The 12,046-nt window shown below is 35.0% G+C and carries 14 protein-coding genes; all 14 read left to right on the top strand.

Annotated features, from left to right (window positions below):
• On the top strand, positions 1-1,070 hold a 1,070-nt coding region (locus Q5O73_RS02310), incomplete at its 5' end, for an ABC transporter ATP-binding protein (protein WP_302668963.1).
• Positions 1,071-1,128: 58 nt separating this feature from the next.
• Positions 1,129-1,968: a M23 family metallopeptidase gene (locus Q5O73_RS02305; RefSeq protein ID WP_021953017.1), complete on the top strand. Its 840-nt coding sequence runs from the start codon at positions 1,129-1,131 to the stop codon at positions 1,966-1,968.
• Positions 1,969-2,036: 68 nt separating this feature from the next.
• Positions 2,037-2,408: a RidA family protein gene (locus tag Q5O73_RS02300; protein ID WP_021953018.1), complete on the top strand. Its 372-nt coding sequence runs from the start codon at positions 2,037-2,039 to the stop codon at positions 2,406-2,408.
• Positions 2,409-2,424: 16 nt separating this feature from the next.
• Positions 2,425-2,856, top strand: a complete 432-nt coding sequence (locus Q5O73_RS02295) for a hypothetical protein (protein ID WP_021953019.1) — start codon at positions 2,425-2,427, stop codon at positions 2,854-2,856.
• Positions 2,857-2,872: 16 nt separating this feature from the next.
• On the top strand, positions 2,873-3,574 hold the full coding sequence (locus Q5O73_RS02290; RefSeq protein ID WP_021953020.1) for a pseudouridine synthase: 702 nt from the start codon (positions 2,873-2,875) through the stop codon (positions 3,572-3,574).
• A gap of 18 nt (positions 3,575-3,592) precedes the next feature.
• Positions 3,593-4,582 carry an RluA family pseudouridine synthase gene (locus Q5O73_RS02285; protein WP_186840407.1) on the top strand — a complete coding sequence of 330 codons (990 nt, stop codon included), beginning with the start codon at positions 3,593-3,595 and terminating at the stop codon, positions 4,580-4,582.
• Positions 4,583-5,113, top strand: a complete 531-nt coding sequence (locus Q5O73_RS02280) for a Holliday junction resolvase RecU (protein ID WP_021953022.1) — start codon at positions 4,583-4,585, stop codon at positions 5,111-5,113.
• 115 nt (positions 5,114-5,228) lie between these two features.
• Positions 5,229-6,434, top strand: coding sequence for an ATP phosphoribosyltransferase regulatory subunit (gene hisZ / locus Q5O73_RS02275; RefSeq protein ID WP_118588598.1), 1,206 nt, complete (start codon positions 5,229-5,231; stop codon positions 6,432-6,434).
• An 8-nt stretch (positions 6,435-6,442) separates the two neighbouring features.
• Positions 6,443-7,084: an ATP phosphoribosyltransferase gene (hisG, locus tag Q5O73_RS02270; protein ID WP_021953024.1), complete on the top strand. Its 642-nt coding sequence runs from the start codon at positions 6,443-6,445 to the stop codon at positions 7,082-7,084.
• A gap of 9 nt (positions 7,085-7,093) precedes the next feature.
• Positions 7,094-8,407, top strand: coding sequence for a histidinol dehydrogenase (gene hisD / locus Q5O73_RS02265; protein WP_021953025.1), 1,314 nt, complete (start codon positions 7,094-7,096; stop codon positions 8,405-8,407).
• Positions 8,408-8,420: 13 nt separating this feature from the next.
• A complete protein-coding gene (gene hisB / locus Q5O73_RS02260) occupies positions 8,421-9,008 on the top strand; it encodes an imidazoleglycerol-phosphate dehydratase HisB (RefSeq protein ID WP_021953026.1) in 588 nt (195 codons plus the stop codon).
• A complete protein-coding gene (gene hisIE / locus Q5O73_RS02255; RefSeq protein WP_302624984.1) occupies positions 9,008-10,240 on the top strand; it encodes a bifunctional phosphoribosyl-AMP cyclohydrolase/phosphoribosyl-ATP diphosphatase HisIE in 1,233 nt (410 codons plus the stop codon). The genes hisB and hisIE overlap by 1 nt, the downstream gene beginning before the upstream one ends.
• 137 nt (positions 10,241-10,377) lie before the next feature.
• Positions 10,378-10,800, top strand: coding sequence for an IS200/IS605 family transposase (gene tnpA, locus Q5O73_RS02250; RefSeq protein ID WP_021953028.1), 423 nt, complete (start codon positions 10,378-10,380; stop codon positions 10,798-10,800).
• Positions 10,800-11,897, top strand: a complete 1,098-nt coding sequence (tnpB, locus tag Q5O73_RS02245) for an IS200/IS605 family element RNA-guided endonuclease TnpB (RefSeq protein WP_302668962.1) — start codon at positions 10,800-10,802, stop codon at positions 11,895-11,897. The genes tnpA and tnpB overlap by 1 nt, the downstream gene beginning before the upstream one ends.
• Positions 11,898-12,046 lie beyond the last annotated feature (149 nt).

The raw sequence follows: 12,046 nt of genomic DNA, 5'->3' as shown, positions 1-12,046 counted from the left end.
ATGTATTATGTGCCTGTATAGGTGCAGTTCTTGCCATTAACGGAATAGCAGGATTTACCATGACTCCCGGAAAACTCATTACCTTTTTAACATATAATAAGCAGTTTGCCCAGCCAATTAATCAGATAACAATGCAGATGAACAGTATTGTTATGGCATTAGCAGGAGCTGACAGAATCTTTAAACTATTAGCCGAAAAGCCTGAAACTGACGAAGGTTATGTTACATTGGTACGTTCAAAATATGAAAAAGGTGAAATTGTAGAATGTAGCGAAAGAACAGGAACCTGGGCATGGAAGCATTATCATAAAGAAGACGGCACCACAACTTATGTTCCTATGAAAGGTGAAATTGTTTTTGACGGTGTTGATTTTGGCTACAATGATGACAAAATTGTTCTTCATGATGTAAAGCTTTATGCTAATCCGGGACAGAAGCTTGCCTTTGTTGGTTCTACCGGCGCCGGCAAAACAACCATAACTAATTTAATTAACAGATTTTATGATATTCAGGATGGTAAAATCAGATATGACGGAATTAACATAAACAAAATTAAAAAGGCAGATTTAAGACGCTCTCTTGGAATTGTACTTCAGGATACTCATTTATTCTCTGCCACAGTTATGGAAAATATCCGTTATGGTAATCTAGATGCTACAGATGAAGAAGTAATTGCGGCAGCAAAGCTTGCCAATGCTGACAACTTCATTAGAAGACTTCCTGATGGATATAACACAATGCTAATAGGAGATGGTGGTAATTTATCTCAGGGACAGCGTCAGTTGTTAGCCATAGCCAGAGCAGCAGTTGCTAATCCACCGGCATTAATTCTTGACGAGGCTACGTCCTCCATAGATACAAGAACAGAACGTATAGTTCAGGAAGGAATGGATGCATTAATGAAAGGAAGAACTACCTTTGTTATTGCCCATAGATTATCAACCATCAAAAACAGCGACTGTATTATGGTTCTTGAAAACGGAAGAATTATTGAGAGAGGAAACCATGATGAATTAATGGCACAAAAGGGAACCTATTATCGTCTCCAAACAGGAAGCAGTCAAAGTTAAAAGTTTTATTTTAATACTTTGCGGCATATATTAGTAAAAAATATATGCCGCTTATTTTATGAAGAAAACTTATTGTATCTTTTTAATTTTAGTTTTATCTGTTTTAAATAATTATATATTTTCAGAGATTTTTTCCGCTTACTATGATATTACCGTAAATATTGTAGAATCTGAAAAATTCAGAAATAATAACATTTCAGAAAAAGCTATTACAAATGCTGCTGAAATCGCATCTAATGAGAAATGCACCTTGTCAGATATTCTTACACCCCTTTACGTTTTTAATAACTGCTCCATAAGTAATTTTAGCGAAACCTACAAAGATATTAAAAATATGAAAAAGCAATTTGTCTTTTCACATCCTTACGAATATAAGGAATGCAGTAAAGCCTTAGCTGCAATATATAATGACATTAAGTTTTTTCCTGTTTTAAAAAGCAATTCTTCTGACTACTGGGTTTCATATGATAATTCCTATGGTGCGGACAGAAATTATAATGGCAAATACAAACATGAAGGTATTGATATTATGGCTGAAAATAATGTTAGCGGATACTACCCGGTAATTAGCGTTACTGATGGAGTTGTGGAAAACATGGGTTGGCTTGAAAAGGGAGGATACCGGGTTGGCATAAGAAGTAATTCCTCCGGTTATTTTTATTATGCCCATTTAAGCAGCTACGCAGGGATAAAAAAGGGAGATAAAATTAAAGCCGGAACATTGCTGGGATATATGGGAGATACCGGTTACGGAAAAGTAGAAGGAACTTCCGGGAATTTTGCCGTTCATCTTCATTTTGGAATATATATTGCCACCAAAAATTATTCAGAGCTTAGTGTTAATCCCTATACGGTTTTAAAATACCTTGAGGCTAAAACCCTTGCTGCCGATTATTAACTCTTGTAATAACAACTTTAAAAGTGTAAAATATATAAGAATATTGACTAGAAAGAAGGTACAAAATTATGAATAAAATAAGTACAAACAAAGCTCCGGCAGCTATCGGACCATACTCACAGGCAGTTAAATCAGGAAATCTTTTATTTACATCAGGACAGATTGCCCTTGACCCTGCAACAGGTGAAATCGTAGGTGCAACCATTACCGAGCAGACAGAACAGGTAATGAAGAATTTAGGAGCAATTCTTGAAGAAGCAGGTGTTACATACGAAAATGCCGTAAAAACAGTTTGTTTTTTAGCTGATATGAATGACTTTGCTACATTTAATGAAATCTACGGAAAATATTTTACAGGAAAACCTGCAAGAAGCTGTGTGGCAGTTAAAACCCTTCCAAAGAATGTATTGTGTGAAGTAGAAGTAATTGCAGAAATTTAAAAATTAGGAGTACAATATGACAAAGGATTATATGTTTAACAATAACTTAGAAATATCGTCTTTTAACGGAGAAGGCTACCTTCCCCTTATTGATTTTGAAAGCTGGCGTGTTGCTGAGCTTAGATATTGTGAAGAATTAGAAGTGGATAAACTAAAGGATATGCAAAAGCATAATGAATCTGACGAAGTGTTTATCTTACTAAATGGAGATTTTACTTTGTTTTTAGGTGGACAAGGTTCTGAAATCGGTAAAATAGAAGCCATAAAACTTGAGCCCTTAAAGCTTTACAATGTAAAAAAAGGTACATTTCACACCCACACCCCTGAAAAAAACTGTACTGTTCTTATTGTTGAAAATAGGAATACCTGCGATGATAATTCGCCAAAGGTCAAACTTACCAAAGAACAGAAAAAAGTTATTGAAACTCTTTACAGGGATTTAAATTAATTTTGCGAGGTTTTTAATGAGATTAGACAAATACCTTACAAATCAGGGAATCGGTTCAAGAAGTCAGGTTAAGGAATTGATAAAATCAAAAAAAGTATTTGTGAATAATGTTTTGGAAAATAAACCTGAAAGACATATTGACGAAAATAATGATATAGTTTCCCTTGACGGAGTAAATTTAGAATATAACAAATTTTACTATTATATGTTAAACAAACCTCCGGGAGTCCTTACGGCAGTAAAGGATAATAATTACAAAACCGTTATGGATATTATGGATGTAACTCCTAAAGAAGGACTTTTCCCGGTTGGTCGTTTAGATAAGGATACCGAAGGGTTGTTACTAATTACTAATGACGGTGAATTATCCCACAATCTGTTATCTCCCAAAAAACATGTAAATAAAACATATTACGTGGAATTAAACGGGGAATTAATAGACAGTGATATAGATTTGTTTGCTAAAGGACTGGATATTGGTGAAAAAAATATTACTAAACCTGCTAAGTTAGAGATTCTTTCTGGTAGAAACAGGGCATATATAACCATAACTGAAGGAAAATATCATCAGGTTAAGCGAATGTTTCAGGCAATTGGTCTTACAGTTACATTCCTAAAAAGAATTTCCATGGGTTCTCTTATATTGGATAAAAACTTAAAGTCCGGAGGATACAGGAAACTAACTGAAGAAGAAATTAGCAACTTAAAATCAAACTAAAACAATAGGTAAGAATGTATGCAGGAAATTATTATTGGCAAAAATGAAGTCGGACAGCGATTTGATAAGTTTCTTTTTAAATTTTTCAAAGAAGCACCGGGAAGTTTCATTTATAAAATGCTTCGTAAAAAAAATATAGTTTTAAATAACAAAAAAGCTAATGGTAAAGAGAAATTAAATATTAACGACAGTGTGAAAATCTATATGACAGATGACACCATTGATAAGTTTACAGGGAAAGGAAACAGCAGTGTTTTAACTCTTCCCCATTTTTCATTAGATGTTGTATATGAAGATGAAAATATTATCATTGTAAATAAGCCATCAGGAATTTTAAGCCAAAAAGCCCAAAAAGACGACATTTCAATTAATGAATATATTATTTCGTACCTTGTTGAAACTAAAAGTCTGTCGGCTACCCAACTAAAGACCTTTAAACCGGGAGTCTGTAACCGTCTTGACCGCAATACCAGCGGATTAATTATAGCCGGAAAATCTTTAATCGGGCTACAGACAATGTCTGAAATTATAAAAAAACGTTCCATGGACAAGTTTTATTTAACACTGGTTTCAGGTTACCTTGATAAAACCACAACTATAAAGGGTTATTTAAAAAAAGACAAAAAAACTAACAAGGTTACTATTTCAAACAAAGAAACACCTGATGGAAAGTATATTGAAACAAAGTATGAGCCTATTGGTTTTGGAGAAAACCTTACATTATTAAAAGTAAAACTTGTAACAGGACGCGCCCACCAGATACGTGCCCATTTATCTTCAATTGGTCACGGAATCATTGGTGATTACAAATATGGAAATAAAAAAATTAATGATATATACAAAGAAAAATACGGATTAAAGGATCAGCTTCTACATTCATGGATAATGAGTTTTCCCGAAATCAAAGGAGCTTTATGTGATTTATCCCAGCAAACGATAAAGGCAGCTGTTCCTGAAATTTTCAAAAAAATAATTGATGAAAATATTCAAACACCAACGGAGGTTTAAATGGGAACATGGTCGTCAAGAGGGCTTCGTGGCTCAACCCTTGAAGATATGATAAATATGACAAATGAACACTACAGACAGCAGAAGCTTGCATTAATTCAGAAAATTCCCACACCCATTACTCCTGTTGAAATTGACCAAAGCACAAGGCATATTACATTGGCATATTTTGAGAAGCAAAGTACCGTTGATTACATAGGAGCCGTACAGGGAATACCTGTTTGTTTTGATGCAAAGGAATGTGCCGTTAAAACCTTTCCTATAATGAACATTCATGAACATCAGGTTAAATTCATGGAAGATTTTGAAAAACAGGGTGGAATTTCCTTTATTCTGTTATTTTTTAGTAGTTTAAATGAAACTTACTATATACCCTTTAAAGATATCAAATTTTTCTATGAAAGAAGCTTAAACGGTGGCAGGAAAAGTTTTACATATGATGAAATAGATAAAAATTACAAAATTAATTCCACATCAGGAGCTGTTGTTCATTATCTTGAAGGAATAAAAAGAGATTTACAAAACAGATAATCCAAATATTGACAAGAAATGTAAATTAGTGTAATATAATTTCATTCTGGTAATAAGGTAGTGAATTACTACTTTAATTCGTTAAAGCGATTGACTAAATATTTTAGGAGGTACTATGGAAAAGGTATTATTACATACACCGGTGGGAGTCAGGGACATTTACAGTAAGGAATGTGCCATAAAAATGACAGTTGAAAACAAAATAAACAATTTATTTAATTTATATGGATTTCATAATATTCAAACACCAACCTTTGAATTTTTTGATATATTTAGTAAGGAGAGAGGATCTGTTGCCTCTAAAAATATGTACAAGTTTTTTGACAGGGAAGGAAACACTCTTGTATTAAGACCTGACGTTACTCCTTCCATTGCAAGACTTGCAGCAAAGTATTATATGGATGTTAATGTTCCAATTAAATTGTGCTACAATGCCAACACATACATTAACAATTCCGAACTTCAGGGAAAGTTAAAAGAAATTACACAGCTTGGCTGTGAGCTGATAAATGATGATTCCGTAGAGGCGGATGCAGAAATGATTGCCTTAGTTGTGGAATCCTTAAAAGCCGCTGGATTAGAGGAGTTTTTAGTTGAAATCGGTCATGTGGATTTCTATAACGGAATACTTCAGGACTGTGGTTTGGATGCAGAAACGGAAAATGAAATTAATAACTACATTCAAAACAAAAATGATTTTGGTGTTGAAGAAATTTTAAACCGTGAGGGTGTAACAGGTGAAGCAAAGGAAGCAATGCTTAAATTACCGGAGCTGTTTGGTTCTGTGGAAGTATTAGATAAGGCACAGCAGCTCACTTCAAATAAAACTGCTTTAGATGCCATTAAGCGTCTTAAATCCCTTTATTCTATTTTAGAAGATTATGGGGTATCAAAATATATAAGCTTTGATTTAGGTACATCCAGCAATTACGGATACTATACCGGAATTATTTTTAAAGGATATACCTATGGAACCGGCGACAAAATCGTTGCAGGAGGCCGATATGACAAATTACTGTCACAGTTTGGAAAAAATGCAGCTTCCATTGGTTTTGCCATTTATATGGACCAGATAATGGTAGCCTTAAATGCCAAATCATATACCGGAAAAACCGATTATGAATATCAGGTTATTATATATGAACCGGCATTTAGAAAATCTGCACTATCTTTAGCAGAGGTTTTAAGAAATAACGGCATAAAAACAGAGCTTATTCCAAAAAAGCCGGATATTGCCATTGAGGAATACGTTAATTTCAAGAAAGAGGACGGTGCATCAAAGATTACATATGTTTCTAATGATGGTGCCGTGGAATTGTAGGTGACAACATGAGATATTTAACATTTGCATTAGCTAAAGGACGTCTGGCAAAAACAGCCATGAAAATGTTTGAAGATATTGGGATTGAATGTGAGGAGATGAAAGATGAAAAAACACGAAAGCTTATTTTTGTAAATGAAGATTTAAAGCTTCGCTTTTTCCTTGCCAAGGCAAGTGATGTTCCAACTTATGTGGAATACGGTGCTGCCGATATTGGAATTGTAGGAAAAGACACAATTTTAGAAGAAGACAGAAAATTATATGAAGTACTTGATTTAGGATTTGGAAAGTGCCGCATGTGTGTATGTGGTCCTAAATCTGCCAGGGAGCTTTTAAAAGACCACGAAATGATACGTGTGGCTTCAAAGTATCCCAAAATTGCAAAGGATTATTTCTATAACAAAAAATATCAGACTGTTGAAATAATTAAATTAAACGGTTCTGTTGAGTTAGCTCCTATTGTAGGTTTATCAGAGGTTATTGTTGATATTGTGGAAACAGGAACTACCTTAAAAGAAAACGGTCTTGAAGTATTAGAAGAAGTTTGTCCATTATCAGCCAGAATGGTAGTAAATCAGGTAAGCATGAAAATGGAAGACGAACGAATCAGAAAAATTATTTCAGATTTAAAGCAAAATATAAATCTTTAGGAGGCAACCATGAGAATAGTTAAATTAGATGACACATCAAAAAAGAATATTTTAAACGACCTTTTAAAAAGGAGCCCAAATAATTATGATAAATATGCCGACAGTGTAAATGAAATCCTTCAAAATGTTAAGGAAAACGGTAACAAGGCATTATTTGATTACACATTAAAATTTGACAAAGCTGACATTTCAGCAGAAAACATTAAAGTTACTAAGGAAGAAATTGAAGAAGCTTATAATTCTTTGGAAAACCCTGAATTAGTGGATATTATTAAAAAATCCCTAAAAAATATTAAAGACTATCATGAAAAACAAAAGCAGTACAGCTGGTTTGATTCCAAAACAGATGGTTCAATTTTAGGTCAGAAGGTTACTGCCTTAGCCCGTGTTGGTGTTTATGTACCGGGAGGTAAGGCTGCTTATCCGTCATCTGTACTTATGAACGTTATTCCGGCAAAGGTTGCAGGGGTAGATGAAATAGTTATGGTTACACCTCCGGGAAAGGATGGAAAAGTTAATCCTAATACATTAGTTGCAGCTAACGAAGCAGGAGTAGATGTAATATATAAAGTAGGCGGTGCTCAGGCAATTGCAGCTCTTGCTTACGGAACCGAATCCATCAAGAAAGTAGACAAGATTGTAGGACCGGGAAATATTTACGTAGCCCTTGCCAAAAAAGCTGTTTTTGGTTATGTAAGCATTGATTCTGTTGCAGGTCCAAGTGAAATAATGGTTATAGCTGATGAAAGTGCCAATCCACGATATGTGGCTGCTGATCTTTTATCTCAGGCAGAACATGACGAACTTGCTTCAGCTATTTTAGTAACTACCAGCACTGAACTTGCTAATGAAGTTTCAAAGTGGGTTGACTTCTTTGTTTCAAAATTAAAAAGAAATGAAATTTTAACTAAATCATTAGAAAATTACGGATATATACTTGTTGCAGATAATATGGAAGATGTGATAGATATCGCTAATGAAATTGCATCTGAGCATTTAGAGATTTTAACAACAAATCCATTTGACACAATGACAAGAGTTAGAAATGCAGGAGCTATTTTCCTTGGAGAATACAGTTCCGAACCTCTTGGAGACTATTTTGCAGGTCCAAACCACGTACTTCCAACTAATGGTACGGCAAAATTCTTCTCACCACTTAGTGTTGATGATTTCATAAAAAAATCAAGCATAATCAGTTTTTCAAGAGAAGCCCTTATGCCTCTTAGTGATGATATTCAAAAATTTGCCAAGGCTGAAGGACTTACAGCTCATGCTAACTCCATAAGAGTAAGATTTGAGGAAGATGACAACAACTGTCAGTAAAAGGGAGGATATTATGACAAGAACAGGCGATTGTGTAAGAAATACCAGCGAAACCCAGATAGAAGTATCCATAAATCTTGATGGTACTGGAAAATCTGAAGTCAACACAGGCATTGGTTTCTTTGACCATATGCTTATTAGCTTTGCAAAACACGGATTATTTGATTTAACTGTTAAAGTTACAGGAGATTTATATGTGGATTGTCACCATACAATAGAAGATACCGGCATTGCCCTTGGTATAGCCATTAGAAAGGCATTAGGAGACAAAAAATCCATAAGAAGATACGGACATACCATTCTTCCAATGGATGAGTCCCTTGTATTGTGTGCCCTTGATTTGTCAGGAAGACCTTATCTTGTTTTTAATGTAGATTTTACAACTGACAGGGTAGGATATTTTGACACTGAAATGGTTAAGGAATTTTTCCACGCAATTACCTATGCCGTAGGAATGAATCTTCATATAAAAATGCTTGAAAGTGGTAATAACCACCATATGATTGAAGGTATTTTTAAGGCTTTCGCTAAAGCCCTTGATCAGGCAACATTAACCGATAGCAGAATAAATGATGTTTTATCCACGAAAGGAACACTATAATGAACCAAATAAAATTAATACCAACAATATATTTATATAAAGGAAAAGCCGTAGATGAAGGCGGTGCAACGCTGTTAGGCGACGGAGATGCCGTAAGAATTGCCTTATGCTTTGACAGTAACGGAGCTGACGAAATTCTTATTTATGATATTTCCTCTACCGACAGGGAACATGAAGCCAATATCAGTACCATAATTAACATTGCAGACAATGTTGACATTCCAATGCTTGTAGGCGGAAATGTAAAAAGATTAGAAGATGTAAAGAAATATATATATACAGGAGCTAAAAAAGCAATATTATCATTAAAAAATAATCAGGAGCTTATTAAAGAGGCCTCTGAGCGCTTTGGCAGTGAAAATATATCAATTTTGCTAGATACTGATATTGAAAAATTATCATGCAACAAAGGACTTTATTCTTTAGTGATTTCAGACAAAGTAATAGCTACAGATGACGAAGTATTACTTACTAATTGTAATGATGTATATAATCTTACACCTGATAATTCACTCTATGGTGTTTCTTCAGATATCTTTAATGAAAACTTTGACTTTATGGAATTAAAGCACAAGCTAAAGGAGAGTGGATTAGCTGTAAACACTTTTGAAACTGACATGAAGTTTTCTGATTTTAAAACCAACAGTGACGGAATGATTCCTGTTATTGTTCAGGATTACAAAACCAGTCAGGTTCTTATGTTAGCATACATGAACGAAGAAGCCTTTAATTTAACCATAAAAACCGGTCGTATGACATATTTTAGCAGAAGCCGTAATGAACTGTGGGTTAAAGGTGAAACCTCCGGGCATTATCAGTTTGTAAAAGAATTATCCATGGATTGTGATTTAGATACAATGCTTGCTAAAGTAAGACAAATAGGTGTTCCGTGCCACACAGGGGCAGATACCTGCTTCTTTAACAATCTTGTAAAAAAAGAATATGACAACACAAATCCCATAAAAGTTTTTGAGGATGTGTATAAAGTAATTCTTGACAGAAAGAAAAATCCAAAGGAAGGCTCCTATACCAACTATCTTTTTGATAAAGGAATAGATAAAATTCTTAAAAAAGTAGGAGAAGAGGCCACTGAAATAGTAATAGCCGCCAAAAATCCTGATCCACAGGAAGTTAAATATGAAATTTCTGACTTTTTGTACCATGTAATGGTATTAATGGCAGAAAAAGGCGTAACCTGGAAAGAAATTACAAAGGAACTTTCCAGACGATAAAAATTTATCCAAATGTGTCGTAAAACCCCTTGCTTTAGCTATGGGGATATAAGACATGTCCATCGAATTTACGCAAGTAAATGAAGATGGACAAATATATGATTGTATTAACTTTAAAATGGTAGTATAATACAGGCATGAATACAACATATAAATCCAATAACAATGTCGTCTATTCCTGCAAATACCATGTGGTATGGTGTCCAAAGTATAGGCGAAAAGTATTAATTAATGGTGTGGATGTCAGATTAAAGGAATTACTCCTTGAGCATGCCATAAATCTTTCTGTAGACATTCTGGAAATGGAAATAATGCCAGATCATGTACACATACTGATGGAAGTAGACCCGCAATTTGGTATCCACAAAGCAGTAAAGTCCTTAAAAGGATATACTTCCAGAATTTTAAGAGAAGAATTTCCGTATCTCAGAACAAAAATGCCAACTCTTTGGACAAACAGCTATTTTGTATCTACAGTGGGTGGTGCTCCACTGGAAATAATCAGGCAGTATATTGAAAATCAGAAAACATCGCAAAGACAAAAAGGTAAAATGGGATAATGCAAAAAGGTATCAAATTTAGAATCTACCCTAACAGGGAACAGCAGAATTTAATCAATCAGACTCTTGGCTGTTGCAGACTAATCTACAACAAGGGACTTGCCATGCGTAATGAAGCCTTTAGGAACGGAAGTAAAATAGGCTATTCCCAGACTTCCGCAATGCTGACGGAACTTAAAAAGTGTGAAGATTTTGCTTTCCTGAAAGTGGTGGATTCTATTGCGTTACAACAGTCTTTGCGTGACCTCGACAGAGGGTTTGTAAACTTTTTTCAGAAACATGCAGCACACCCAACATTCAAAAGTAAACACAATCACCACCAGTCATACAGGACCGTAAACCAGGGTGGTAAAATCCGTATTGCAGGTAAATACATCAAACTCCCTAAACTTGGCTATGTCAGAATACGTCAGTCCATGGAAGTTGGAAAAATCAAAAATGTAACGATTGAGCATACTCCTGCAGGCAGGTATTTTGCGGTTCTTAACGTGGAATTTGAACCACAGCCAAGACCGAACAATGGTGGTTGCATAGGCATTGATGTAGGTATTAAAGAGTTTTACTCAGACAGTAACGGAAGTAGTGTGTCAAATCCGAAATATCTTGAAAAATCAATGCGTAAACTGATCCGTGAACAGCGTAAGCTGTCAAGAAAACAGAAAAACTCCAATAACCGCAACAGACAGCGTATTAAGGTTGCCTTAGTCCACGAAAGGATTACAAACCAGAGAAATGACTTCCTGCAGAAACAGTCTACCATGCTGATTCGTGAAAACCAAACAATCTGCATCGAAGATTTGAAAGTAAAAAATATGATGCGTAATCATAAACTGGCACAGCACATCGGTTCAGCATCATGGAGTAAGTTTTTTGATATGCTTGCATACAAGTCTGTCTGGTATGGGAATGATGTAATCAAAGTGCCAACACTTTACCCGAGCAGCCAGACCTGTTCTTGCTGTGGGTATAAAAACCCATTAATAAAAAATCTTGCAGTCCGTGAATGGGAGTGCCCGTATTGTCATGCTGTACATAACAGGGATACTAATGCAAGTATAAATATTTTGAATAAAGGACTGCAAATGCAGTCAGCATAAATATACATAAACTGCACCGTAGGGCATACGGGAACAGTATAATCTAGCTTGTGGACACTGTGTAAGACATTGTGATACCGAAAGGCATCAGCAAGTGCAGTAGTGGTTGAAGCAAGAATCCCCCTGCTTTAGCTGTGGGGAGTGTCAAC

This window comes from Eubacterium sp. AF15-50 (assembly GCF_934835595.1).
In the GTDB taxonomy this organism is placed as follows: Bacteria; Bacillota; Clostridia; order Lachnospirales; family Lachnospiraceae; genus Eubacterium_G; species Eubacterium_G segne.
Note: the sequence above shows the minus strand (reverse complement) of the source record. Positions and strands in the feature narration are given on the sequence as shown.